Origin of the sequence: Streptomyces coeruleorubidus (assembly GCF_028885415.1) — a bacterium.
GTDB classification, from domain to species: domain Bacteria; phylum Actinomycetota; class Actinomycetes; order Streptomycetales; family Streptomycetaceae; genus Streptomyces; species Streptomyces coeruleorubidus_A.
This window is the reverse complement of sequence record NZ_CP118527.1, coordinates 423,404-448,346: the sequence shown is the minus strand read 5'-3', so window position 1 is coordinate 448,346 and position 24,943 is coordinate 423,404. Positions and strand designations below refer to the sequence as shown.

20 protein-coding genes and 8 pseudogenes are annotated in these 24,943 nt (G+C 70.2%); 10 read left to right on the top strand and 18 right to left on the bottom strand.

Annotated features, from left to right (window positions below; all coding sequences use genetic code 11):
- The first annotated feature begins 88 nt into the window (after nt 1–88).
- Both PV963_RS02250 and PV963_RS02245 read left to right on the top strand, forming a co-directional pair.
- Nucleotides 89–460: a hypothetical protein gene (locus PV963_RS02250; protein ID WP_274813899.1), complete on the top strand. Its 372-nt coding sequence runs from the start codon at nt 89–91 to the stop codon at nt 458–460.
- On the top strand, nt 457–1,299 hold the full coding sequence (locus PV963_RS02245; RefSeq protein WP_274813898.1) for a lactonase family protein: 843 nt from the start codon (nt 457–459) through the stop codon (nt 1,297–1,299). The genes PV963_RS02250 and PV963_RS02245 overlap by 4 nt, the downstream gene beginning before the upstream one ends.
- Before the next feature lie 14 nt (nt 1,300–1,313).
- Here the strand turns inward: PV963_RS02245 and PV963_RS02240 are convergent, their stop codons facing one another.
- The 4 genes and pseudogenes from PV963_RS02240 to PV963_RS02225 all read right to left on the bottom strand — a co-directional run bounded on the left by PV963_RS02240 (nt 1,314) and on the right by PV963_RS02225 (nt 5,371).
- A complete protein-coding gene (locus PV963_RS02240) occupies nt 1,314–1,583 on the bottom strand; it encodes a hypothetical protein (protein ID WP_274813897.1) in 270 nt (89 codons plus the stop codon).
- 18 nt (nt 1,584–1,601) lie between these two features.
- Nucleotides 1,602–2,917: pseudogene (gene nhaA, locus PV963_RS02235) on the bottom strand (Na+/H+ antiporter NhaA).
- Between the two features lie 281 nt (nt 2,918–3,198).
- Nucleotides 3,199–4,736, bottom strand: a pseudogene (locus tag PV963_RS02230) (alanine/glycine:cation symporter family protein).
- Nucleotides 4,737–5,110: 374 nt separating this feature from the next.
- Nucleotides 5,111–5,371, bottom strand: a complete 261-nt coding sequence (locus tag PV963_RS02225) for a hypothetical protein (RefSeq protein WP_274822299.1) — start codon at nt 5,369–5,371, stop codon at nt 5,111–5,113.
- On the opposite strand from PV963_RS02225, the pseudogene PV963_RS02220 reads away from it, so the two are divergent.
- Both PV963_RS02220 and PV963_RS02215 read left to right on the top strand, forming a co-directional pair.
- A pseudogene (locus PV963_RS02220) lies at nt 5,256–5,623 on the top strand (NfeD family protein). The gene PV963_RS02225 and the pseudogene PV963_RS02220 overlap by 116 nt on opposite strands.
- A gap of 5 nt (nt 5,624–5,628) precedes the next feature.
- A complete protein-coding gene (locus PV963_RS02215; RefSeq protein ID WP_274821913.1) occupies nt 5,629–6,666 on the top strand; it encodes an SPFH domain-containing protein in 1,038 nt (345 codons plus the stop codon).
- Nucleotides 6,667–6,751: 85 nt separating this feature from the next.
- On the opposite strand, the gene PV963_RS02210 is transcribed toward PV963_RS02215, so the two are convergent.
- The 3 genes from PV963_RS02210 to PV963_RS02200 all read right to left on the bottom strand — a co-directional run bounded on the left by PV963_RS02210 (nt 6,752) and on the right by PV963_RS02200 (nt 8,823).
- Nucleotides 6,752–7,846: a carboxylate-amine ligase gene (locus tag PV963_RS02210; RefSeq protein WP_274813896.1), complete on the bottom strand. Its 1,095-nt coding sequence runs from the start codon at nt 7,844–7,846 to the stop codon at nt 6,752–6,754.
- Nucleotides 7,847–8,084: 238 nt separating this feature from the next.
- Entirely contained in the window at nt 8,085–8,393 is a 309-nt protein-coding gene (locus PV963_RS02205) for a hypothetical protein (RefSeq protein WP_274813895.1), read from the bottom strand.
- A 16-nt stretch (nt 8,394–8,409) separates the two neighbouring features.
- The gene (locus tag PV963_RS02200) at nt 8,410–8,823 is read right to left on the bottom strand and encodes an SRPBCC family protein (RefSeq protein ID WP_274813894.1); all 414 of its coding nucleotides are present in this window, start codon (nt 8,821–8,823) and stop codon (nt 8,410–8,412) included.
- A gap of 108 nt (nt 8,824–8,931) precedes the next feature.
- Here PV963_RS02200 and PV963_RS02195 point away from each other — a divergent pair, with 108 nt between their 5' ends.
- Together PV963_RS02195 and PV963_RS02190 are read left to right on the top strand one after the other, a co-directional pair.
- Nucleotides 8,932–9,636 (top strand): TetR family transcriptional regulator, encoded by a 705-nt coding sequence (locus tag PV963_RS02195; protein ID WP_274813893.1) that lies wholly within the window; start codon nt 8,932–8,934, stop codon nt 9,634–9,636.
- A 172-nt stretch (nt 9,637–9,808) separates the two neighbouring features.
- A pseudogene (locus tag PV963_RS02190) lies at nt 9,809–11,373 on the top strand (MDR family MFS transporter).
- 43 nt (nt 11,374–11,416) lie between these two features.
- On the opposite strand, the pseudogene PV963_RS02185 reads toward PV963_RS02190, so the two are convergent.
- The 3 genes and pseudogenes from PV963_RS02185 to PV963_RS02175 all read right to left on the bottom strand — a co-directional run.
- Nucleotides 11,417–12,296: pseudogene (locus tag PV963_RS02185) on the bottom strand (TauD/TfdA dioxygenase family protein); the annotation flags it as partial.
- A gap of 161 nt (nt 12,297–12,457) precedes the next feature.
- Nucleotides 12,458–13,687, bottom strand: coding sequence for an acyl-CoA dehydrogenase family protein (locus PV963_RS02180; protein ID WP_274813892.1), 1,230 nt, complete (start codon nt 13,685–13,687; stop codon nt 12,458–12,460).
- Between the two features lie 87 nt (nt 13,688–13,774).
- Nucleotides 13,775–14,262: pseudogene (locus tag PV963_RS02175) on the bottom strand (amino acid ABC transporter permease); the annotation flags it as partial.
- A 326-nt stretch (nt 14,263–14,588) separates the two neighbouring features.
- On the opposite strand from PV963_RS02175, the pseudogene PV963_RS02170 reads away from it, so the two are divergent.
- Together PV963_RS02170 and PV963_RS02165 are read left to right on the top strand one after the other, a co-directional pair.
- Nucleotides 14,589–15,688 (top strand): annotated as a pseudogene (locus PV963_RS02170) (winged helix DNA-binding domain-containing protein).
- 77 nt (nt 15,689–15,765) lie between these two features.
- Nucleotides 15,766–16,347: an Rv1733c family protein gene (locus PV963_RS02165; RefSeq protein ID WP_274813891.1), complete on the top strand. Its 582-nt coding sequence runs from the start codon at nt 15,766–15,768 to the stop codon at nt 16,345–16,347.
- A gap of 57 nt (nt 16,348–16,404) precedes the next feature.
- On the opposite strand, the pseudogene PV963_RS02160 reads toward PV963_RS02165, so the two are convergent.
- From PV963_RS02160 to PV963_RS02130, 7 genes and pseudogenes are all read right to left on the bottom strand, one after another.
- Nucleotides 16,405–17,656 (bottom strand): annotated as a pseudogene (locus PV963_RS02160) (cation:proton antiporter).
- A 6-nt stretch (nt 17,657–17,662) separates the two neighbouring features.
- Nucleotides 17,663–18,148, bottom strand: coding sequence for a cation:proton antiporter regulatory subunit (locus PV963_RS02155; RefSeq protein ID WP_274813890.1), 486 nt, complete (start codon nt 18,146–18,148; stop codon nt 17,663–17,665).
- Between the two features lie 132 nt (nt 18,149–18,280).
- On the bottom strand, nt 18,281–18,739 hold the full coding sequence (locus tag PV963_RS02150; RefSeq protein ID WP_274813889.1) for a hypothetical protein: 459 nt from the start codon (nt 18,737–18,739) through the stop codon (nt 18,281–18,283).
- Between the two features lie 173 nt (nt 18,740–18,912).
- Nucleotides 18,913–20,586 (bottom strand): purine-cytosine permease family protein, encoded by a 1,674-nt coding sequence (locus tag PV963_RS02145; protein WP_274813888.1) that lies wholly within the window; start codon nt 20,584–20,586, stop codon nt 18,913–18,915.
- Between the two features lie 201 nt (nt 20,587–20,787).
- Entirely contained in the window at nt 20,788–21,138 is a 351-nt protein-coding gene (locus PV963_RS02140; RefSeq protein ID WP_274813887.1) for a hypothetical protein, read from the bottom strand.
- 98 nt (nt 21,139–21,236) lie between these two features.
- Complete coding sequence (locus PV963_RS02135; RefSeq protein WP_274813886.1) at nt 21,237–21,602, bottom strand: DUF6479 family protein; 366 nt, start codon at nt 21,600–21,602, stop codon at nt 21,237–21,239.
- A gap of 37 nt (nt 21,603–21,639) precedes the next feature.
- Nucleotides 21,640–22,044: a ChaB family protein gene (locus PV963_RS02130; protein WP_274813885.1), complete on the bottom strand. Its 405-nt coding sequence runs from the start codon at nt 22,042–22,044 to the stop codon at nt 21,640–21,642.
- A 126-nt stretch (nt 22,045–22,170) separates the two neighbouring features.
- On the opposite strand from PV963_RS02130, the gene PV963_RS02125 reads away from it, so the two are divergent.
- Together PV963_RS02125 and PV963_RS02120 are read left to right on the top strand one after the other, a co-directional pair.
- The gene (locus PV963_RS02125) at nt 22,171–22,539 is read left to right on the top strand and encodes a ferredoxin (protein WP_274813884.1); all 369 of its coding nucleotides are present in this window, start codon (nt 22,171–22,173) and stop codon (nt 22,537–22,539) included.
- Nucleotides 22,540–22,632: 93 nt separating this feature from the next.
- Nucleotides 22,633–23,811 (top strand): acyl-CoA dehydrogenase family protein, encoded by a 1,179-nt coding sequence (locus PV963_RS02120; protein ID WP_274813883.1) that lies wholly within the window; start codon nt 22,633–22,635, stop codon nt 23,809–23,811.
- 124 nt (nt 23,812–23,935) lie between these two features.
- Here PV963_RS02120 and PV963_RS02115 read toward each other — a convergent pair whose 3' ends face one another.
- Entirely contained in the window at nt 23,936–24,703 is a 768-nt protein-coding gene (locus PV963_RS02115) for a hypothetical protein (RefSeq protein WP_274813882.1), read from the bottom strand.
- Nucleotides 24,704–24,943: the final 240 nt, after the last annotated feature.

Below are 24,943 nucleotides of genomic sequence, written 5' to 3'. Positions count from 1 at the left end.
TCTCCCCGGCCCGTCCGGCGTCTTCGGACACCGGGCCAGCGTAGGACTCCAGACTACTCAGACCTGGGATCAGAAACACGCACTGAACATGCACAGCAGCCGCAGGGGTCACCGAGCCAAGCCCAGGACACGGCGCATCCTGTTCGGCGGCGGGGCCCTCGCCATCGCCGGAGCGGCCACGGTGGCTGTCTCCCTGGCCTCGGCCGGTCAGTACTCCGGTACCGCAGCCGGGGCCGTCCACGCCGTCTTCGTCCAGGGCAACGAGTTGGACGGCAACACCATCCACGCCTTCGCGCGGGGTGACGACGGCAGCCTGAAACCCGCGGGGACCTACGGGACCGGCGGCAAGGGCGGTGACCAGGTCGACGCCCCCACCGACTCGTTGGCCTCGCAGGGCTCGCTCGTCTACGACGACGCCTCGGGAGGCTGCTGGCGGTCAACGCGGGCAGCAACACGGTGACGTCGTTCCGTGCCGAGGGGCAGCGGCTCAAGGACCGGCAAGTCGTGGCATCCGGTGGGGAGTTCCCCGCCAGTATCGCGGTGCACGGCAAGGCCGCGTACGTCATGAACGCGGGTGGCGAGGGCAGCGTCCAGGGCTTCCGGATCACCGGTGAAGGGCTCAAGCCGCTGAAGGGATCCCACCGTTCCCTGGGCCTGGACAACGAGGAGATACCGCGTTTCGACACCTCGCCGGGCGAGGTCGAGTTCACTCCGGACGGACGCAACCTGGTGGTCACGACGAAGGGCAACAACACCGTCGAGGTCTTCCCGATGAAGCGAGACGGTCTGCCGGCCGTCGCGCAGCCCGTCGTCAACGACTCCGCGGGCGGTGTTCCGTTCGCGATCAGCTTCGACCGGAGCGGGAAGCGGATGATGGTCGCCGAGGCGGAGAAGTCCACGGTCACCACGTACCAGGTGAAGCGTGACGGAAGGCTGAAGGTCCTCCAGGAGCCGCTCGCCAACGGCCAGGAGACCCTGTGCTGGCTGGAGCGCGCGGGCAACTACTTCTACGGTGGCAACACCGGCAACTCCACCGTCACCGGCTATCGCATGGACAAGCAGGGCACGCTGAGCCTGACCAACGGGGTGGGCATCGCCACTCCGCCCTCCGCCAAGTCCCAGGGCGTGATCGACCTCGCCGTGACGGAGGACGAGAAGTTCGTCTACGTCCAGAACGCCGTCTCGGGCACCGTCGACGGCTTCCGCGTCGAGGCCGACGGCGCTCTCACCAAGGTCACCACGGCCGAGGGCCTGCCCGCCTTCGACGAGTCCGGCATGGAGGGCATCGCCGCGGTCTGACGAGGGCGGGGGCGTCAGGGCCTGTTCGTCGGACGGCCCACGAGGAACGCGACGAGCGCGCCGGCCAGCGCTGCCCATGCCAAGGTCACCGCCCCGGCCTGGGACCAGCCCGTCACGGCGACGGCCACGGCCGCCACGAGCCCGGCGGCCACGGCAGGCCCGCTCGTCGCGCACGCCCACTGCCGGCGGACGCTGCCCGGCCGGCGCAGCTCGCCGATCGCGGCCCTGATCATCAGCGCGGCGACCACGACGAGCACGGGCAGGAGCGACCCGGCGCCGTTCACGAGGCGGCGCGGGCCATGTCAGCGGTCACCCGTGGCGTCGGCGGGCCAAGGGCCGGTCCGCTGGTAGATGTCGGGGATGCCGTCGGCGTCGTCATCGCGTGTCTCCTCCTCCCACAGACGGCGGTAGACCCCGTTGCGGCGCTTGACCAGCAGTGCCGCCACAAACGCGGCGACGAGTGAGCCGAGCAGCACGGCGGCCTTGATGAGCTCGGCATCGGCCGGGTCGGGGAAGGCCAGTTCGCCGATCAGCAGGGCAACAGTGAAACCGATCCCGGCGAGCACCGCCAGGGCGAACACATCGGCCCAGGCCAGGTCGGGGTTGAGGCGGGCCCGGGTGAAACGCGCGGCCAGGTAGGTGCCCGCCAGGATGCCCAGGGTCTTTCCGGCGACCAGGCCCAGCACCACCCCCAGCGGCTCCGGCTGGGTGAACACCTCACCCAGTGCCCCGGTGGAGACCGCGACGCCCGCGGCGAAGAGAGCGAAGAGCGGTACGGCCACCCCCGCCGAGACCGGGTGCAGCAGATGAGAAGTCCGCTCGGCAGGGGAGGCCTTCTCGCCCTTGTCGCGGGTGGTGCGCAGGATGAGGCCCATGGCCACCCCGGCGACGGTGGCGTGGACGCCGCCGTTGTACATCAGGGTCCAGGTGGTGATGCCGAGCGGCACGTACCACCACCAACCGCGCACGCGGTAGCGCTGGAGTACGTAGAAGACGACAAGCCCGGCCAGCGCTCCGGCCAGGGCGACGAGGTTCAGATCACTGGTGAAGAAGACCGCGATGACGAGGATCGCACCGAGGTCGTCGACGACGGCGAGGGTGAGCAGGAAGGCGCGGAGGGCGGACGGCAGGTGGGTGCTCAGGACGGCCAGGACCGCGAGGGCGAAGGCGATGTCGGTGGCCATGGGCACGGCCCAGCCCTCCAGGCTGCCCCCGCCGACCGTGGCGGTCGCCGCGTACACGGCGGCCGGCACCGCCATGCCGCTCAGCGCGGCGACCACCGGCAGCGCGGCCGTGGCGGGCGTACGCAGCGAACCCACGACGAGCTCGCGTTTGAGCTCGATTCCCGCCACCAGGAAGAAGATGGTGAGCAACCCGTCGGCGGTCCAGTGCTCGACCGACAGGTCGAGACCGATCGCGCCGATGCCGAAGTGGAAGTCGCGGATCTCCTCGTAGGTCCCGCTCCACGGGCTGTTCGCCCACACCAGCGCCACCACGGCCGCCGCCAGCAGGACCAGTCCGCCGACGGTCTCCGTCCGTAGGGCCTGGGCCACGCCGACCGCTCCGGCCATGGCAGCAGGCCGAGGAAGGTGGAATGCTCGCGCGGGGCGGCAGCCATCACAAGGACCTCCGGGGCATCGGCATGAGGGCATACGCCCCTTCGACGCCGACCAGACTTCCCGGCACACCCCGCGTGCGGCGCCCGCTCCGGGCGGACCGCTGACGCGTTCCAAACACCCTAACCGTCCACTCCTGATCACGCCAGATGCCGTTTCACCTGCCTCGATACACAAGGAGCGGGTCCGTACACACCAAGGCGCGAGGTGTGTACGGACCCTCCCCCAGCCTTCGGTCGGGGGCCCCATCTCGCTTCGCTCGGGAGCCGGGCCGCGGGAGCGCTCAGACGGTGGTCTTCGCCGACTCCTGGTCTTCGTCATCATCGGTGATCTCACCGGCGTCGCGGGCGCGGACGAACTCCAGGAAGGAGTTGAGCTCGCGCTTGACGACGGGGGCGAGGAGGTACAGGCCGATGATGTTGATGACGGCGAGCATGAAGAGCACCGCGTCGGCCATGTCGATGAGGGTCTGGAGCGTCAGCAGCGAACCGGTGATGGCGAACAGGGTGTAGACGACCTTGTACGTCAGCTCGCTGGCCCTGCTGCGACCGAAGAGGTGGGTCCACGCCTTGAGGCCGTAGTAACCCCAGGTCAGCACGGTGGAGATGGCGAACAGCAGCACCGCGACGGTGAGGATGTACGGGAACCAGGGCAGGACCGTCGCGAAGGCGTCGGAGGTGATCGTGACGCCGCCGATGGAGTCGGGGTCCTTGCGGGCCTCGGCCCAGCTGGCCGGGTTGGCGATGACGATGGTCAGCGCGGTCATCGTGCAGATGACGACGGTGTCGATGAACGGCTCCAGCAGGGCGACCAGGCCCTCGCTGGCGGGGTGCTTCGTCTTCACCGCGGAGTGGGCGATCGGCGCGGAGCCCAGGCCCGCCTCGTTGGAGAACGCGGCCCGCTTGAAGCCGATGATCAGTGCGCCGAGCACACCGCCGGCGACACCCTCGGGGTTGAAGGCGCCTTCGATGATCGTGCCGATGGCGGCCGGAACATCGGTGACGTGCACCAGGATGACGACCAGGCAGGCCGCGATGTAGATGCCCGCCATGGCGGGCACGAGCTTGCTCGTGACGTTGGCGATGGAGCGGATGCCGCCGAGCAGCACGATGCCGACGAGCGCGGCGACGAGGATGCCGAAGAACAGCGCGCCGGCGGAGGAGCCCATCGCGCCGTCCTCGCCGCCGGTGACGGAGACCAGCTGCTCGTACGACTGGTTGACCTGGAAGAGGTTGCCGCCGAACAGGCCGAAGAACAGGATCATGAAGGAGGCGAGGACCGCGAGGACCTTGCCGAGCTTCTTGCCGCCCGCGCCGAAGCGGTCGGCGAGGCCCTTGGGCAGGTAGTGCATCGGGCCGCCGGAGACGGTGCCGTCGGCGTGCACCTCGCGGTACTTCACGCCGAGGGTGACCTCGACGAACTTGGACGCCATGCCGAGCAGACCGCACAGGATCATCCAGAACGTCGCGCCCGGCCACCGATGGAGACGGCGACGGCCACACCGGCGATGTTCCCGAGGCCGACCGTGCCGGAGACGGCGGCGGTCAGCGCCTGGAAGTGGTTGACCTCACCGGCCGACCCCTTTTCGTCGTACTTCCCGCGCACCACGTCGACGGCGAGTCTGAACTTGCGGAGCTGGACGAACCCGAACCAGCCGGTGAAGACCAGGCCGGCGACAACGAGCCAGGCGACGATGAGAGGAAGGTCCGTTCCGCCGACGGGAACGGCGTAGAAGACGACTTCTCCCAGCCACTTGGCTATGGGTTCGAAGAACTCGCTGACGGCTTCGTCGACGGACTCGGTCATGGAGTCGAGTGACACGGTGGCTACCTCGATGGTGCTGGACCGGGACACGGGGGAATGCCGCCGGCTGGTGTGTGGTCTCTGAACGAACGTCGTTGTCCGATCGGTGACACTGGGCACGCGGTCCATGGACGCGGACCGTGAACGCCCTGGTCGTGCTGCCCGTGCATGCCGACCGCTCCGCGCTGCGGCGATAAGCGGTGCCACCTGCGGAGTTGGGCAGTTCTACCACGGTCTTTACTGACTCTTTAGTGATGCATGTCACATAACCTTCAGTCACTTCCGAAAGTGCCAGCGAGCGATATCGGACCGTTATCCGGGAGCGGGGATCCGTTCACCGGACATCTATTGCCGACGGTGGCGACTCCGGCTCGGCGAGTCTGTGGCGGATTTCAGGAGTAGCGATCTTCGCGATGTGGGTAAAACGGATGCAAAAGACCCTTCCGGGGCCGTGCCGGTGAGAGGGGGCGCGCGATGGATCCATGGCTGATCTGGTTGATCATCGCGGGCGTGTTGGCTGTGGCGGAGATCTTCACCCTGACCGCCGCGCTGGGGATGCTGAGCGCGGCCGCGTTGGTCACGGCGGGTTCCGCCGCGGTCGGCCTGCCGGTGCCTTTCCAGTTCCTGGTCTTCACCGCCGTGTCAACGGTCACGCTGCTGTTCCTGCGCCCATCGCGCTGCGCCACGTGCTCAAGCCCCAAGCGGCACGGTTCGGCGTGGACGCCCTGGTCGGCAAAGGTGCCTATGTCGTCTCCGAGGTGACGGGCCTGGGGGGCAGGGTTCGTATCGACGGTGAGGAGTGGACGGCCCGCGCCTTGGACGAGACGCTGGTGATTCCCGCCGGAAAGACCGTCGACGTCATAGAGATCAGTGGCGCCACCGCCATCGTCTACCCACGGGACTGATGACCATGGAAGCCTCGGCGTTCTTGATTGCCGGCCTGATCGTCGCGCTGTTCGCGGTTTTCACCGTGGTGCGGGCGGTCCGTATCGTGCCCCAGGCCCGTGCTCGCAATGTCGAGCGACTCGGCCGCTACCACCGGACCCTGAATCCCGGTCTCAGTCTCGTCATCCCGTACATCGACCGGGTTCATCCGGTGATCGACCTCCGGGAACAGGTCGTCTCCTTCAAACCGCAGCCGGTCATCACCGAGGACAACCTCGTCGTCGAGATCGACACCGTCCTCTATTTCCAGGTCACCGATCCACGGGCGGCCTTCTACGAGATCGCGAATTTCCTTCAGGCGGTCGAGCAGTTGACCGTCACCACGTTGCGCAATGTCGTGGGTTCCATGGACCTGGAGAAGACCCTCACCTCGCGCGACACCATCAACAGCCAGCTCCGGGGTGTCCTGGACGAGGCCACCGGCAAGTGGGGGCTGAGGGTCAACCGGGTGGAGATCAAGGCCATCGACCCTCCGCAGTCCATCAAGGACGCGATGCAGAAGCAGATGCGAGCCGAGCGGGACAAGCGGGCCGCGATCCTCGGGGCCGAAGGACAGCGCCAGTCACAGATCCTCACCGCCGAAGGCGACAAGCAGGCCGCCGTCCTGCGCGCCGAGGGCAACCGCACCGCCGCGATCCTCCAGGCCGAGGGCCAGTCCCGGGCCATCGACGAGGTGTTCCAGGCCGTGCACCGCAACGACCCCGATCCCAAGCTCCTCGCCTGGCAGTACCTCCAGACGCTGCCCCAGCTGGCGCAGGGAGCGGGCAGCACGTTCTGGGTGATCCCCAGCGAGGTCACCTCCGCACTCCAGGGTGTGTCCCGCGCCTTCAGCGAAGCGCTGCCCCCGTCGCCGGCCACCCGCGAGAAGCCCACGGACGACATGGCCGCCCAGGCCGCCGACGACACGGCGCAGGCGGCGCAAGCCGCTGCCGCGGCCCTTGCGGACGCGGCGAAGGCCGATCGCGTCGACCCCGGAACGCTCCCGTCCCAGCCTCCTGGCTGATCCGGCGGGCGTTGGCTGATCCGAGGGCGTAACACGGGGCCAGGGGATGTCCAGGCCCTCGGCCCGACGGGGGTCGGTCAGGAAGTCACGACACGCTGCTCTCCGCGCCGATCAGGTCGGTGACGGCCCGTATGCCGCCTTCGGCGAGAGCGCCGCGCTGTCTGTCCGCTCCGGTCCCGTTCTGGAGGAGCCGGTGGACCAAGGCCGTCACCTGCCGGGTCGCGCCGGACGCGTCGAGTGCCGGCGCGACGTGCCGCAGGAGCTGGTACAGCACGTCGCCGGCCCGGCGCGGCCGGCCGCTCGGGCATACCAAGGTGTCGCTCAGACCGTGCCGGGCGGCATGCCACAGGGCGACCTGGAGAAGCTCCGGCGCGCAGTCGGGCACCGGCGCCCCGGCGGCCGTCTCCGCGATGGCGGTGTCCACGAGAGCGTGCGTCATGCCCGCGAGCATGACCGCGTCGTCCGCGCGCAGTTGAACGTCCATGCACCGCACCTCGACGGTGGGGTACCGGGCCGACAGGCGGGTCTGCCAGTACAACTGCCCGCTGTCCGAGATCACACCGCTCTCCAGCAGTCGCGTCACGCGCCGGTCGTAGTCGTCCACGTCACGGAAGAACGGGGGCACGCCGCTGACCGGCCAGCGGCCGAAGATCACGGTGCGCCAGCTGGCGAAGCCGGTGTCGTGTCCGTCCCAGAGCGGGGAGTTCGCCGACATGGCCGTCAGGGTCGGCAGCCAGACCCGGATCCGGTTCAGGACCTGCACGCCCGTCTCCCGGCTGGGCACGGCCACGTGCACGTGCATGCCGTTGACCAGCTGCTCCGCCACCAGCTGGGGCGCCTGCGTGAGCATGGCCCGGTAACGGGCCTGGTCGGTGACGGCCACCGGGTGACGATGGCGCAGCGGAGGCGTCCCGCAGGCCGCGATCCGGCAGCCGTGCGCTTCCGCCGCCGCCCCGATGGCGTGCCGCAGCCGCAACAGATGTCCCCCTGCCTCCTCCAGCGTGCCGCACACCGGCGTGGCCACCTCGACCTGCGCCTGCAGCAGCTCGCACTGCACCTCCTGGTCGGCCACGAGATGCGCCAGACCCGCCGCGGCCCGCACCTTGTCGGCCAGGGGTACCGGCAGCCCGGTAACCGGGTCGAGGAGCAGGTACTCCTCTTCCACACCGATCGTCGTCATCGGTCACCCTCTGTTCCGCCCCGTCGCCGGGGCCGATCGCGCCGCGTCGGCTGGACGTTGTCGGCTGGACGCTCGCGCGTGCCCCGAGTGCCGCGGTGAAGGAATGACAAACCATGGCAAAACGCGACGCTGCGGTGACTCGGCGGTACCGGGTACTCGTTCCACCGCGGAGGCGGGCAGGAGACGTCCGGCTCGGGCAGACGCGAGGGGTACGGGAAGAGGTACGGGGCGGGACCACTCAGGGCCGCGGGTTCGTGCGCTGCCACCGGGGGCGTGCGTCGTCACCTCGGCGCCCGGCGACCGAGGCGCAGCGCGGGCACTGGCGCCGTACCCGGTCCGCCGCACCGCCGGACTCCGGGAAGGTGTCCGGCCAGGTGACGTGCGGGAAGCGGACCAGCCGTGAGCGGCTGAGGGGCAGTCCGCAGACGGCCTGGTTCAGCCCCGGCTCCCAGGCGTGCACCTCGCCGGACGGCAGGCGGCGCCGGCCTTCCTCCTCGTCGGTCCACTGTCCGGACGCCGCGACGGCGTACCGCTTGACGCGAGCCATGGCGTGCGGTCCCGGATCAGCCGGCGGCGTGGTCGACGCGCAGCCGCACCTGCTCCTCCAGGCGCTGAAGGCTGGTGTCCAGGGCGTCGCGGACCATCGTCTCGCCGGGGTCGTGGCGCTCGTCGAAGAACGACAGGTGCACCGTCACCTCACTGGCTCCGCCGCCGATGCCGGCGACCTGGAGCCAGCCCGCGTAGCTGCCCTGGTCGCGGGTGCCCCATTCGAGCCGCATCTGCTCGCGCTGGGCGCGCAGCAGGGCGGAGGTGTCCTCGTCGGTGCGGTCCTCGTGCACGGTGACCGCGGGCAGCTCCTCGGCCTCGACGTGCAGGGCCTCCGGCAGCCAGGTGTCCAACTGGCCGATGTTCGCGGCCTGGTCGAAGACCTGCTCGGGCTGTGCGGGCATCGTGCGTGAACGTTCGTATTCGGTCATCGCGGCACCGGCCTCGCTTCGGGTTCGTTCAGCGCACCGCGTTCCCGGCATCCCCAGTCAGTAACCCCGTCTTTTTGCAGAGTCTGCATCTTTGCGTACCATGCAACCATGACGGAGGGGAACCCGGCGGGCGTCGGGCTGCGGGAACGCAAGAAGCGGGCGACCCGCGCTGCCCTGGTGGCGGCCGCGGTGCGGCTGGCGGCGGAGCACGGGGCGGAGAACGTCACCGTCGACGCGATCAGCGAGGCGGCCGGTGTGTCCGCGCGGACGTTCTTCAACTACTTCGACTCCCGTGACGACGTCTTCGTCATGATCGGCGCGGACGCGAGTGCGAGGGTTCGGCAAGCCGTACTGGCGGCGCCCGCCGAGATGTCCCCGATGGAGGCGCTGCGCGACGCCATGGCGAGCGAACTGGCGGAAATCGAGCAGCAGCAGGAGCTGTGGCGCCTGCATTCGGAGGTGCTGCGCCGCTCACCGCACCTGCTCGCACGCAGTCTCGGCGCCCACATGGCGGATGAACTCGCCCTGGCCGAAACGATCGCCGAGCGCATCGGCGCAGGCTCGCCGCTGTACTACGAGGACCGCGCCGGGCTCGGGGCGCCGGACGACGAACGAAGGAGGCGGGCGCTGGGCCTCTATCCGCGTCTGCTCGCCGCTGCCGGCATCGCGGCCGTCCGGGTCGCCGTCGAGCACTGGTGCGTCCGGCAGGACGAACTCGCCTTCGTGGACGTCTTCCGGGAGACGTTCGAGCATCTCGCAGCGGGGCTTCCGGCTCCGTCACCGGCGGGACCCACCGGCCCGGCGGACCGGTAGGCAGCCTCTCGTCACTCCGGGACGCATCTCGCCGTCTCGGCCCCTTCCAAGAGCCCCGTGTTCTCGGACGGTTCGCGCGCCCGCGGTCGTGTGCCGCGCGAGCCGCCATCAGCACCGTGCAAGAGATGATGTGAATTCTTCAGCGGCGCCCGTAGAGGCGTCACCGTCCTCCATGTCCGACCGGCAGATACTCCAGGCCATGTCAGGGCTGATGGCGGGCATGTTCGTCGCCATCCTGGCCGGCACCGTGGTGTCCAACGCACTGCCCCGGATCATCGCCGACCTCGGGGCCAGTCAGTCCTCCTACACCTGGGTCGTCACCGCCGAACTGCTGGCCATGACGGCGACCGTGCCGCTGTGGGGCAAGCTGTCCGACCTCTACAACCAGAAGCTGCTGCTCCAGCTCTCGCTGGGCCTGTTCGTCGTCGGCTCACTGCTGGCGGGCTTCTCCAACGACGTGGGGCTGCTCATCTTCAGCCGAGTGGCCCAGGGCATCGGTGCCGGCGGTCTCACGGCACTGGCACAGGTCGTGATGGCCGCGATCATCCCGCCGCGCAGGCTGGGCAAGTACGCGGGAATCTTCGGCGCCGTGTTCGCCGTGGGCACCGTGGCCGGTCCGCTGATCGGCGGCGTCCTGGTGGACACCTCGTGGCTCGGCTGGCGCTGGTGCTTCTTCATCGGCGTGCCCTTCGCCCTGCTCCAGCGCACGCTGCACCTGCCCACCGTCCGCCGCGAGGCGAAGATCGACTACCTGGGTGCCTTCCTGATCGTCGCGGGTGTCTGCGCGCTGCTGATCTGGGTCACGCTCGCCGGGAACGAGTTCGACTGGGCGTCGTGGCAGACCGCCGCTCTGACCGGTGGGGGAGTGGTGCTGCTGGTCCTCGCGGTCCTCGTCGAGGCGAAGGTCGCCGAGCCGGTCATTGCGCTCGGTATCTTCCGCAACCGCACCGTGGCGCTGACCACCGTCGCCAGCCTCCTCGTCGGTGTGGCCATGTTCGGCGGAACGGTCTTCCTGTCGCAGTACTTCCAGGTCTCCCTCGGCAAGTCTTCGACGATCGCGGGCATGATGAGCCTGCCCATGATCCTGGGCCTGCTGGTCTCCTCCACTGTCGCGGGGCAGATCATCAGCGCGACCGGCCGGTGGAAGGTGTACCTCGTCGTGGGCGCCGTCACCATGACCGTGGGTCTCGGACTGCTCTCCACAATCGGGGCCGACACCCACTTCGGTCTCCTCAGCGCCTACATGGCGGTCATGGGTATCGGTGTCGGCATGCTGATGCAGAACCTGGTGCTGGCCGCGCAGAACGACGTCCCGGCGGCCGAACTGGGCGCTGCGACCTCGGTGTTGTCCTTCTTCCGCAGCATGGGCGGCACCATCGGCACCAGCGTGCTCGGCGCGATCCTGGCCAACCGTGTCGCCTCCGAGATGACCAAGAGCCTGAAGGACGCGGGCGGTGCCGCCGAGGGCGGAGGCCAGGCCGGGCACGGGGGAGTGCCCGACATGACTGCCCTGCCGGCGCCGATGCGGGAGATAGTGGAGCACGCCTACGGGGTCGCCACCGCCGAACTCTTCCTCGTGGCCACCCCTTCGCGGCGCTCGCGCTGGTCGCCGTGCTGTTCATCAAGGAGAAGCCGCTGAAGAACACCAGCGGCATGGAGCGGCTCTCCGAGGAGTCGGCGGACGCCGGCAGGACCGTCGCGGGCGACCCCCTCCCGCGCGTCGACGCCGACGCCTGACCTCGCAGATCTTCCGGAAGCCCTGCCGCGTCTCACGCCACGGCGGGGTGTAGTGGGAGGCGTCGTCACCTTCGAGGACGTGGCTGAGGGTGCCGTCCACGCCGACGCGCCCGCGACCGTTACCCGGTGCAGCAGACGCGGCCGGTCGCCGTAGTCGTCGGGGGCGTAGTGCTGGGTGATGCGGTTGTCGAACAGGACGACGTCGCCCGGCGTCCAGGCCACGCGCACGATGTTCTCCGGGCGGGTGACGTACGACTGGAAGATGCGCAGCAGGTCACGGGAGTCGGACGGGCCGAGACCGACGATGCTCTGGGCGAAGCCGCCGATGAACAGGCCCCGCTCCCCGGTCTCGGGGTGCACCCGGACGACCGGGTGGACGGTGCGGTACTTGCGCGAGACGAACCGCTTGCGGTACTCGGCCGCCTTTTCGCTCTTCGGCGCCGCGTAGTCGTAGGCGTTGGGTGCACGGCCCACAACCGGTCCGCCAGCTCGCGCAGCGGCTCGGGCAGATCCCGGTACGCGGCGGCCGAGTTGGCGATGAGGGTGTTGCCGCCGTAGGGCGGGACCACGATGCTGCGCAGCGTGGACGCCTTCGGGGGCGTACGGACGAACGTGACGTCCGTGTGCCACTGGTTGGCGCGGATGCCGTCGTCGGCGTCGACGGGCAGGATCCGGGGCTGCCCGTCGACGGAGGGCACGGTGGGATGGGCGGTGGTGAGCTCGCCGAAGAGGGAGGCGAAGCGGAGCTGGCCCGCGTCGTCGAGGTGCTGGTCGCGGAAGACGAGCGCCTTGTGCTCCAGGAGCGCGGAGTTGATCTCAAAGACGAGGGCGGGTTCGAGGGCGCCGGAGAGATCCACGCCGAGGATCTCGGCGCCGATACGGCCGCCGATCCTGCGGATGTCGAAGCGGGTGCCGGTGGTCATGAGGGTGTGTCCTTTCAGTGCCGGCTGATCGTGTTGCCGAAGCACTTTGCTCTCAGAAATGAGGCTTCCAGCGGGAATTGGCCTGGTCAACGCCGATCGGGCAGCCGACACAAGAGTGAAGCGCGCTGTTCACGATTGCCGCCGAGCCGGCCCGGTCGTGGTCAGACGGGGAGCACGAACGGAGGATGCGCACCGTTGAGGAAGTAATCCCCGACATCGCGGAGCCGGTGGGCCACGGGCTCGTACAGCGTGTGCGTCCGGGCATTGCGCCAGAAGCGGTCGAAGCCCAGCCGCGAGGACGCGGAGCGGGCACCGATGATGTCGAGGGCACGGGCGGTGGACTCCTGCGCGGCCCTGGACGCGGCGGCTTCGGCCATGGCGACGAGGACGGAGATCTCCGCGTACTCGTCGTAGCCGAGGTCCTCACCACGGGCCAGCCCGCCGTGCACGGCTTCCCGTGCCTGATCGGCGAGGGCGGACGCGGAGCGGGTGAGCACGGTGAGTTCCCCGTACGCGGTCAGCACCTGCGGGTCCTGAGGTGAGCCGACCGGCCAGTCCGGGTGCCAGTGGGACTGGCCGGTCCTGCTGTACTCACGGGCCTCGGCGAGCACTCCCTCCGCCATGCCGAGACGGAGCTGCACCGAAAGGAGACGCCCGACCGGCGACACCAGGGCGGTCCGGGGCGACAGAACGTCCTCGTCCGCCGCCAGCGAGCCCAACACGTCGTCGGCGGCGATCGGCACGGCGTCGAACTCCACGCTCCCGCCGGCCGCGAGCCGTTGCCCGAAAGGGTCCGCGTCGCCGTCGATCACCACGCCCGGAAGGGCGGGATCGACCACCACGGCGAGTGGTTCGCCGGTGTCGGCCCGCACCGCCCGCACAGCGAGGCGGTCGGCGACCAGGACACCGGCGGCAAAGCTCTGACGACCGGTCAGCACATGCCCCTGCCTGTCCCTGGCGAGTGTCAGAGCCGGTTCCTGACGCGCCAGACCGCCGCCCCAACACCACTGCTCCGCCGCGGACCGCCGCTCCAGCCGAGCGGCGGGAGCGGGCTCGGTGAAGAACCGGGCGCTCCACGACATGAAGTAGTGACAGCCGAGCAGTTGGCCTATCGCGCCGTCGGCCGCGGCGATCTCCCGGACCACCGCGTACGCCGTGGGCCAGTCCGCGCCGCCGCCCCCGAGCCCGGCCGGTACGAGGAGCGTCAGCAGTCCCGACTCGCGCAGCCGGGACACCTCGTCGAAGGGGGGCTTGCCCGCCTGGTCCCTGGCCACCGCGTCCGTGGCCAGATCGTCCGCGGTCTCGCGGGCCACGCGCAGCCAGTGCGCGTTCCCGGGCCCGGTCCGGTCGGACTCCGCGTCGGAGCCGGACGGCGCAGGGGCAACGCCCATGGCAGAGGCCTCCTCATGTTGATGTGTGAGGCGCGCACATCATCCTGTGCGGCGCCGCTGGGCGCCGCCCATGTTTCCCTAGTAATTCTATAGGGAACGTAGGGAATGAAGGGAACGGCGATAACCGGCCAACGGTGCCCGCCCCGCCGCGGCCAGTCGCTGGACCGGTGTGGGCGGCAGAGCCCGAGCGGCGCCCCGCGCGTAGTGGCGCTCGGCATAGCACTGCCCTACACCGAGCACAGTGGTGACGGCGATGTACCAGAGGGTGGCGACCATCAGCAGCGGGATGACCTGGTAGGTCTGGTTGTAGACCAACTGCGCCGAGTACAGCAGGTCGTGCACGGCCAGCACGCTGACGATGCTCGTGCCCTTCAGGGGGCCGATCAGCATGTTGCCCGCGGTCGGCACGATGGAGCGCATCGCCAGGTTCACCGTCTTGACGGTGACGAACTGCGGGCCGAACGGGATGCCGAGGCCGAGCGTCGGGTAGAGGGCGCCGATGTTGAACCAGACAGCAGCTGCACCAGCAGGGGAGTGGACCGGAAGATCCATACGTAGCCCCAACTCAGCGTGCGGCCGGCGTAGACGCAGGAGCAGATGCGCGCAGGGATGAGGTGAGGTCGGACGGCGAGACCATCGGAAGGCTCTCCAAGGAGGGAAGCACGGCGCGGATACGGAACCGGAGCCCGACTCGGGCGTCATCACGCTCGCCGCGTCCCTCAACGCGGTGCCCTGGATCGTATGGGGCCGACGCAAAAAGGTGTCAACCACACAGTGTCGGCGTTCGATGACGCCGGACGCGGTCACGACCTGACCGCATCGCGTGTCACGGTGATCGGGCAAGCCGCCCGGATCTCTCGAACCACGGGTCGGCACACGACTCGAAGGCCGAGGTGCTCCGTTGACCGTTCTCGACGCCCGGGCGCTCAACCGCGCCACCCTCGCGCGGCAGTTGCTCCTCGACCGAGCCGACCTGCCGGTGCTCGACGCCGTCGCGCACCTGTGCGGCCTGCAGGCGCAGGAACCGCAGGAAACCGTTCACCGGGCTCTGGTCCCGGCTGCGGGCGTTCGAGCCGACGGTGCTGTCGGACCTGCTGACCGGGCGGCGCGTGGTGCGGACCCATCTCATGCGCCGCACCGTCCACCTCGTCACCGCCGACGATCTCATCGCCTGGCGGACCCGCCACGACGCGATGCTGCGCCGGCGGGTGCTCGGGACGTACCGCCGCGAGCTGGAGGGCGTGAACCTCGGCGAACTCGCGGCGGCGGGGCGGGAGGTCATGGCCGACGGCGAACCCCGCTCGATGGGCGACCTCGCGCGAGCCGTCGCCGGCCGCTGGCCGGCGGCGGGGCCCCGGCCACTGGGCGAAATGCTGGTCGCCGGTCTGCTCCCGATGGTGCAGCTGCCGCCGCGCGGACTGTGGCGCACGACGGCGGGAGTGCGCTACGCCCTGGTCTCCTCCTGGCTGGGGCGCGAGGTCGACCCACCGGTCCCGGACGACTCCGACCCCGTGGGGCAGACGCTGGTACGGCGTTACCTGGCCGCGTTCGGACCCGCCGCCTCGGCCGACCTGCGCGCCTGGTGCGGCCTGGCGGGACTGCCGGCCGCGGTCTCCGCCCTGCGCGAGGAACTGGTCGCCTTCCGCGACGAGCGCGGCCGGGAACTGCTGGACCTCCCGACGCGCCGCGACCCGACCCCGGCACCCCGCGCCGGTGCGGTTCCTGCCGGCTTTCGACAACGCGATCCTCGGCTACCACGACCGCGGCCGGATCATCGACGACGCCCACCGCGGTCTGTCGGTCGAAGGCGCCCGCGTCGTCCTGGTCGACGGCCGGGTCGCCGCCACCTGGACCGTCGAGGCGGACACCGTCCTGGTCACCCCGTTGCGCCGCTTCTCCCGGGCTGACCGCGGCTCCGTCGCCGAGGAAGGGCGAGCGCTGGCGTCCTTCCTGTCCGGTGACGAGAGCGACCGGGTACGGATCGCCGCGTCTTACGGCTGAGCTACACGCCGACAGAGGCACGGTTCAGGCGCACACTGGAAGGGTGCTGCCGGTGCTCACCGAGGGGGTGTCGGCCGATGGGAACGTCAGAGCGTGTGACCGTGCGGTGGTGGCGGTGGCGGCGCAACGCGCTCAAGCGGCGTATCGACGTCGTCGAAGCCTGGGTCGTGCTCGCCGGGTGGGTGTTCGCCCTGCTCGGCGGTGTGGGCGCGGGCCTGATGGCGGCGGGCGCTGTCGAGCGGGCCGTCGAGCGGCAACGGGCCGAGACCCGTCAGGTCTCGGCGGTCGCCGTCGAGGACGCGCCGGGCCCGTCACCGGCCCGCGCGGCGAGCGACCACCGGGTGTGGGCCAAGGTGCGGTGGATCGCGCCGGACGGCTCGACCCACACGGACGAGGCGCGGGTGCCGCCCAGGACCCCCGCCGGGAGCACGATCCCCGTGTGGGTGAACAGGACTGGTGACATCACGACCCCACCGGTGTCCGAGGGCGAGGCCTGGCTGCACACGACCATGGGCGGCGGGCTGGCGGGAGCCCTCGCGGGCGGGGCGGTACTGGGCGCCGCCTGGCTGACGCGGCTGTCCCTGGACCGCCGGCGCATGGCGCAGTGGGACGCGGAATGGGAACGGATCGACACACGGCGGGGCTGGAAGACGGGCTGAAGCAGGCATGCCCCGTGGGCCGGGGCGTCCCCCTGTGGGCCCGGACATGCCTGATGGTCAGGTGCGGCCGACGGTGTCCTGGTCGTCGATGGTCTCGTGGGTGCCCGCAGGAGCAGGTGCCGTCGCCCCGCGGGACGTGGCGCTCCGCCGGCGCAGTCGCGCGGTCAGGGCGGTGGCCACTGGTTCGGTGTAGCGGGCGGTCAGAGGGCCGAGGAGGACCAGGATGAGGACGTACGCCGTGGCCAGTGGGCCGAGGGACGGCTCGATGCCGGCCGTGACGGCGAGCCCGGCGATGACGATGGAGAACTCGCCGCGGGCCACGAGTGTGCCGCCGGCGCGCCAGCGGCCCTTGGGTCCGATCCCGGCGCGGCGCGCGGCCCAGTAGCCGGTGGCGATCTTCGTCGCGGTGGTGACGGCCGCCAGGGCGAGGGCGGGCAGCAGCACGGGCGGGATGCTGGCGGGGTCGGTGTGCAGGCCGAAGAAGACGAAGAACACCGCGGCGAACAGGTCCCGCAGTGGCGCGAGCAGGCTCGTCGCGCCCTCGGCGACCTCGCCGGACAGCGCGATGCCCACCAGGAAGGCGCCCACGGCCGCGGACACCTGGAGTTGTTGCGCGAGCCCGGCGACCACCAGGGTCACGCCGAGCACCACCAGCAGCAGTTTCTCGGGTCGTCGCTGGAGACGAAGCGGGAGACATGGCGGCCGTAGCGCACCGCGAGGACGAGCACGAGCGTGGCCACGCCCAGGGCGATGGCCAGTGTGACGGCGCCCGCGGCCAGGCCCACCCCGGCCAGCAGGGCGGTGACGATCGGCAGGTAGACCGCCATGGAAAGGTCCTCGAGGACCAGGATGCTCAGGATGGCCGGGGTCTCGCGGTTGCCTAGGCGCCCCAGCTCCCCAGGACCTTGGCGATGACGCCGGAGGAGGAGACCCAGGTGACACCGGCCAGCACGACGGCGGCGACCGGGCCCCAGCCGAGCAGCAGCGCGAGCACCGCACCGGGCAGGGCGTTGAGGACTGCGTCGACGACCCCGGCCGGGTAGTGGGTCTTGAGGTTGGAGACGAGGTCCGTGGCCGTGTACTCGAGGCCCAGCATGAGCAGCAGCAGGATGACGCCGATCTCGGCGCCGATGGCGACGAAGTCCTCGCTGGCGACCAGCGGCAGCAGTCCGCCCTCGCCGAAGGCGAGCCCGGCCAGCAGGTAGAGAGGGATCGGCGAGAAGCTGAAGCGCCCGGCGAGGCGGCCGAGCAGCCCGAGCCCGAGGATGAGGCAGCCGAACTCGATCAGGAAGACCGCGGAGGAGTGCATGGCGGGTCACTCCCGCCCGAGTATCGCGGCGGCTGCCTCCACGCCCTCGCGGGTCCCGATGACGATGAGGGTGTCACCGCCGGCGAGCCGGAAGTCCGGCGTGGGGGAGGGTATCGCCTCGGCCCGGCGCAGCACCGCGACGATGGACGCGCCGGTGTCGGTGCGGATCCGGGTCTCGCCCAGCAGCCGGCCGTTCCAGTGCGAGGAGCCGGACAGTTCGATCCGCTCGGCGACGAGCCCCAGGTCGGTCGTGGACAGCAGGTTCGGCGTGTGGTGCGCGGGCATCAGCGCGTCGATCAGCGTCGCCGCCTCCTCCGCCGTCAGACGCACCGACAGGTCGCAGGCGTCCGGGTCGTCCTTGCGGTAGGCGCTGATGGTCCGGTGGCCGTCGCGGTGGGCGACCACGGACAGCCGGCGGCTGTCCCGGGTCGTCAGGTCGTAGCGGACACCGATGCCCGGCAACGGCGTACTGCTGAGGCGTGGCGCGCTCATGTCTGTCCCCCTTCCGTCGGCGTGCGTGCTCCTGATGACTCGCCTGCGGGGGCCGCGCCCGGACCAGCGCCCAGATCCGGCCTGTGGGCTCATCCTAGGCGGCCGGGCGGGACCGCACCCGTCATGTGTGTGCTACCTGGAGGGCACCGGGACAGCGGATCCGGACGGGAAGGGAGTGGCCGTGGGCAGCCTCGCGGTCGCCCCCTCCACCTGCCGCACGGTGCCCGTCCCCGGCCGGGTGCCCGTGCCCGCGCCGGCGGACAACTGGGACCACGCTCCCAGCGCCAGAGCCATGGCGGCGGCGGTGGCGACGACCCGTCCCACGCGCCGGACCTTGGCACGGCGGTCCAGGTCGCGCCAGGCCACGCGAACCCACAGGTCCTCCGGCTGCCACAGGTCACCGACGGCGTACGGGGGTTGGAGCCGGCGTCCCGCCGCCCGCTCCCTCGCGGAGGGCTCCCTGGGTGCGGAGGCGCGTATGGCGTGTTCGCTGTCCGTCAGGAACCTCAGCCACACGTCGTCCGGGACCGGGGGAGTGCCGTCCGGCTCGTCGGGCGTTCCCCGTCCGCCGTCCGGCCCTTCGGTGGTCACGTCCCGTCATCTCCTCTCCGGCCATTGGTCTGATCACTGCGCAAGGCAAGATCAGTATGCCGCCCGGTACGAGAGGTCGCGCGCCCTGTCCCGCCCTTCGGTACGGTCCCGGTGCGCGAGGCGTTGTGTGTGCCGTGGGGCGGAAGCGTCTCGCGCCTTCCGCCCCACGGGTGTCAGACGACGGCGGGCGCCTCCGGCAGGACGTGGTCGCCGACCTTGTCGGTGCTCAGGCAGAGCGAGCAGACGACGGCGTCGTGCGTCCGGCAGGCGGCCACGTCCGGCCGCTCGAACTGCTGGCGGCACACGTGGCACTCGTAGGTGACGGCGCTGGGGTTGCCGTCCTCGTCCAGGAGCGGCTCGGCGATGCCGTCGTCGGTGCGGCGCAGGTAGTACCTGCCCTTGGTGACCACGGCCATCAGCGGGGTGAGGACGAACGCGATGACGGCGGCGGCGACCGGGGAGTACGGCTGGAGCGTGTCGCCCAGCGCGTGGAAGTACATGGCGATGGACAGGGCGGAGGCGGCGACGAAGGCGACGACCCCGACCGGGTTGACGGCGTAGAGCATGCCGCGGCGGAACTCGGGCGCGTGCGGGGACAGCTTCAGCACGTACTTGTTGATGCCGATGTCGGTGGCCACGGTGACCACCCAGGCGATCGCGCAGTTCGAGTAGAAGCCCAGGATGCTGTTGAGGAAGCTGAACATGTCGGCCTCCATCAGGGCGAGCGCGAAGCCCAGGTTGACCAGGACGAAGACCATCCGGCCCGGGTAGCGCTTGGTGACGCGGGTGAAGGAGTTGGTCCAGGCGAGGGAGCCGGAGTACGCGTTCGTCACGTTGATCTTGATCTGGCTGATCACGACCAGGGCCACGGCCAGCGGCACGACGATCCAGGACGGCATCATCGCGTCGAAGGCGTGCTTGAACTGCTGGATCGGCTCGGGTGCGGCGGTGGGACCGACCTCGGCGATGATGTAGACCGCGAGGAACACGCCGATGGCCTGCTTCAGCGCGCCCAGCACCACCCAGCCCGGGCCGGCCATCACCACGGCCGTCCACCAACTCCGCTTGTTCGCCTCGGTCTTGGGCGGCATGAAGCGCAGATAGTCGATCTGCTCGCCGATCTGCGCGATCAGCGACAGACACACGCCCGCGCCCAGCAGCACGGAGGCGGTGTTGACGCCGCCGTCCCCGTCCGTGCCCGCGTAGGCGAGGAAGCGGTGGACGGTCCCCGGGTCGGTGGCGACCAGGTACACCAGCGGGCCGACCATCAGCAGCAGCCAGATCGGCGTCGTCCACACCTGGAGCTTGCTCAGTGCCGTCATGCCGTAGATGACCAGCGGGATCACCATGAGCGTGGACACCAAGTAGCCCAGCCACAGCGGCAGTCCGAGGCCCAGCTTCAGGCCCTGCGCCATGATCGAGCCTTCGAGGGCGAAGAAGATGAAGGTGAAGCTGGCGAAGATGACGCTGGTGAGGACCGAGCCGAAGTAGCCGAAGCCCGAGCCGCGCGTGATCAGGTCCAGGTCGATGTTGTAGCGGGCCCCGTAGTAGGCCAGCGGGAAGCCGGTCACGAAGATGACGACGGCGGCGACGGCGATCGCGAGCAGCGCGTTGCCGGTCCCGTGGGCCAGACCGATGCCGGCCCCGATGGAGAAGTCGGCCATGTAGGCGATGCCGCCGAGCGCGGTCGTCGCCACCACCATCGGGGTCCAGCGCCGGTAACTGCGCGGCGCGAAGCGGAGCGTGTAGTCCTCGAGGGTCTCCTTGACGGCCTGGTCGGCGCCCGGCGCTGCCTTCTGCGCGGGTTCCGGCTCGGCGACCTCGGCCAGTCGTGGCTCGGTGCTCATGCCGCGCCTCCTTGCGGGTTGGGGACTGACAAGGCAGGCACGGTAGGCAGCTGTCGTTACCCCTAAATACTTCCTGAGTGAAGGGAATGTTTCGGAGGCGTCTCACCGAGGGCCGAAGGCTGTCCCACGGCACCGCCGGCACCGCCGGCACCGCGAAAGGGCCCGTGCACAGGCACGGGCCCTTCTGTCCGGAGGTGACGTCTACGTGCGGTCACCCTTCGGCTTGCCCCGCTGATCGGGCGTGCCGTGCGGCGGCGGGCTGAACGGCTGCGGGGACGTGGCGGGCGACACCGGAGAGCCTCCGTGCCCCTCACCCGTCTCGGGACGCAGGGCGCCCGGATCGCCGGACGTCGGCTCCGCGCCCTCGCGCAACTGCTCGAGACGGGACCCCAGCAGCTCGGTCACCGCCAGCCGGTCGGCGTGCGACCGCTCGTACGCCAGCAGTTCCTCCACCTCGTCCGCGGACAGCGACCGCACACGGCTCTCCAGACCGCCGATCGGCAGATGGTCGTAGTCCGGCAGCGGCAGGGTGTTGCGGGCGGGATCGGCCATGGTTCTCACTTCCCTGTGTACGGCGTGTACGACGTGTTCACGTACGACGGGTTCACGTACGACCCGGCCACGGAGCGGAGTGCCGCGGGGAACGGGGATCAGCGGCCGCCCGGGCCGCCGCTGCCGAACGATCCGCTGCTGCCCTCGTTCCAGCGGGGACGCTCCTGGGTCGGGCTCCTGCGGTCGCTCTGGTTGCCGTGCGCCTTCAGCTCGTGCGGCGTCAGACGGTCCTGGCTTCTGGGCACCTCCTCGGGCTCCCGGCGCTCACTCGTCTCCCGGACCGGACCGCCCTCGGGCAGCCGCGGCTGCTCGTCGGGCCGCGGCGTGGGCAGCTCCCTGCGCTTGACGCGAACGCCGAGGACGAAGGCCCCCAGCAGCAGGGCCACGACCACCACACCCGCCACGATCAGCCCGATGCCGAGGGCCCCGCGGCCCGCGGCCATCTCCATCCATGCGCTAGTCATGGCACGCGAGTACCCCTGGTCCTCACCATGAACCTGCTCACCCCGACCGTGCGGACCGGGTCTTCGACCGGTTCTCCTTGCGGACGGCGTCCAGCAGCTCCGCCTTCGACATGCGCGAGCGCCCCTCGACGCCCAGCCGCTTCGCGAGGTCGTACAGGTGCTCCTTCGAGGCACGCTCGTCGACGCCCTCGCCGCTGCGGCCGCCCTGCTGCCGGGGCCGGGCCGACCGCGGGTCCGACGGGGCCTTGCGGCCGCCCTCCTTGCGTTCCCAGTGGTCGCCGACCTTCTCGTGGGTGTGCTTCAGCGCCCCGAAGGCCACCCGGTGCGCGCGCTCGCCCTCGCCGTACTGTTCCACGGCCGAGTCGTGCGCCTTGATCCAGGTGCGCTGCGCCTCCTCGGCGGAGCGCACCAGGGTCGACGGAAGTTCCTCTCGCCCGGGCATGTGAACTCACCTCCGCGCGTCGTCGTTCCCGGGCCTGCCGAGTGCCCGGCCGGGGCGGCCGGAAAACCGTACGAAACCCTTGGCAGCACCGGGTTTGACCGGCATCGGCGGGGCTACCCGCGCGGTGTGACGACATCCCAGCAGGAGCTGTTCCGGTTCCTGGAGGACCGCTTCGCCTGTGCCCAGGCGTGCACCGAGTGCGCCCGGGCGTGCGCGTTGCGCGCGAGCCTCGTGGATCCCGACGGCACCGAGAACCAGGAACTCGTACGACGCAAGGGCATCATGTGCGCGGAGGTCTGCGACGCGACCTGCCGTGTGCTGTCCGAGCAGAACCAGGTGGACGAGAGCACCATCCGCGTCCAGGTGGAGTGGTGCCGCACCGTGTGCCTGGAGGCCGCGCACGTCTTCGACCGGCAGCCGGGTGCGGAGGACTCGGCGGCGGCGTGCCGTGCGTGCGCACGGGCGTGCACGGACTTCCTCGCCACGCTGAACTGAGGAGGCCGTTCCCCGTCACTCGCCATTCCCAATTTCTGTAACACGTTCTACGGTGTGCGCCGACAGGACCGGCCTTGGGAGCCTGGAGGCGCCGTGCACCTCGAATACACGCCCGAGCAGCAGCGGCTGCGCACCGAACTGCGCGCCTACTTCGCCGAACTGGTCCCGGACCACGCGTACGCCCGGCACGGCGACCCGGCCACCCGGAAGCGGTTCTACCGCGAGACCATCCGGCGGCTCGGCGCGGACGGCTGGCTCGGCGTCGGCTGGCCGAAGGAGTACGGCGGGCGCGGCCTGAGCGCGATGGAGCAGTTCATCTTCTTCGACGAGGCCGCCCAGGCCGGCGTCCCGCTGCCGCTCATGGCGCTGAACACCGTCGGCCCGACGATCATGCAGTACGGCACCGACGAGCAGAAGGCGTACTTCCTGCCGAGGATCCTCTCCGGCGAGATCGACCTCGCCATCGGCTACAGCGAGCCCGGCGCGGGCACCGACCTCGCCGCACTGCGGACCCGTGCGGTCCGGGACGGCGACGAGTACGTCGTCAACGGCCAGAAGATCTGGACGACCAACGGCGACACGGCGGACTGGGTGTGGCTGGCGGTCCGTACGGATCCCGCCGCCCCGCCGCACAAGGGCATCACCATGCTCCTGGTGCCGACCACCGACCCCGGCTACTCCTGCACCCTCATCAACACCCTCGCCTCGCACGACACCACGGCCAGCTACTACGAGAACGTCCGCGTCCCCGTCTCCCACCGGGTCGGCGCCGAGAACCAGGGCTGGCGGCTGATCACCAACCAGCTCAACCACGAACGCGTGACGCTGGCCGCCCACGGCACCATGGCGATCCGCGCCCTGCACGACGTGCAGCGCTGGGCGATGGAGACCAAGCTCGCCGACGGCCGCCGCGTCGCCGACCTGCCCTGGGTCCGCCGCCTCCTGGCCCGGACCCACGCCCGCCTGGAAGCGCTGAAGTTGCTCAACTGGCGGATGGTCGGTGCCGTCCAGGACGGCACCCTCACCCCGCAGGACGCCTCCGCCGTCAAGGTGTACGGCTCCGAGGCCCGGCGCGACGCCTACGCCTGGCTCATGGAGGTCGTCGCCGCCCCCGGCACTCTGAAGGAGGGCTCGGCGGGCGCGGTCCTGCACGGCGAGCTGGAACGCGGCTACCGTTCGGCGGTCATCTTCACCTTCGGCGGCGGCAACAACGAGATCCAGCGGGAGATCATCTCCTGGATCGGGCTGGGGATGGAGCGGGTCCGGCGCTGACCGATTGTGACGAGGATTTTTAGTTGGCACAAAAGAGGGATAGCTGGCACTGAACGGAGCGCTTGGCCTGACGTGCGATGGGCTTGGCATGTTGGCGTCCTAGACCCGCTGACCTGCTAATTCCTCAGGGCCAGCGCAACTGGGCCGTGAGGCGAGTACGGGTCTCTTCCGCGACGATCGCGCGTACGGAGACGCACAGGGGCACATTCTGGTCGCAGGCTGCCGCGAGTTGCGTCGCGTAGAGGCTGAGGCGTTGGCGCAGGCGGAATCGTTCGCCGCGGCCGACGTCGGCTTCGTGGAGTGCGCTGGTGCGAAAGGTGAGCAGTCGGGCGTTTCCTCTGCCGCGCTCCTTCCTGACGATGGGGCATCGCGGGTGTTCGGCCCGTGTGACGTCGCTCCACACGATGATCGAGGCGATGCGGTGATCTGCCGTGGCACGCATGCGCGCGAGCCCAGGCAGCTCTTCGAAGACGCGGGACCAGTGGGTGTCGCCCATGCTCCAACGTGCCATTCTGCGGCGTCGGTTGGCATAGTTGGTCCGATGGGCCGAGGCGACGAGTCGCTCGGCGACTTGATCGACGGCTCGGGTGAAGGCCGGCCCCAGTCGGTTCTCGGTGAGTCGGCGGCCCAGTGCGTTGAGCGTGTATCTCCCCACGCCGTTGCCGACGTCCAACGCTTCCGCGCACTCCGGCCACGTGAGCCCGGTGACCAGTTCGGCGAGGAGGAGCGACGCTCCGCGGCGGAGAAGACGGTCGTCGCGGTACGTGGCATCGGGGAGTTGCGTTCTGAGGTCGGTGAAGTGGTCCGAGAACCAGTCGAGAGGAAGGTACGGTGGGACTTCATCGACGGTGAACTGGTAGGAGTACGGAGAGTCGCGGAATCTGCCGCGCACGCGGAAACCAGGTGCACGAGTGGACGTGGCCACTGCGAGATTCGGGGAGATGCCGCCGTCGTTGAGTAGACGCTTCGTATATGTCTTCGAGCGCCGCGAGCGGGGCCCAGGACGGCGGCCGGGGCGAGGACGGCCCAGGGGGCGCGCTCGGCATACGGCTGGTTCTCGGCATCGTTGCGGGACATCAAGAGATGAGTCCCGCAATAACCGTCAGCCGAATGGCGATACCGAGGCCACTGC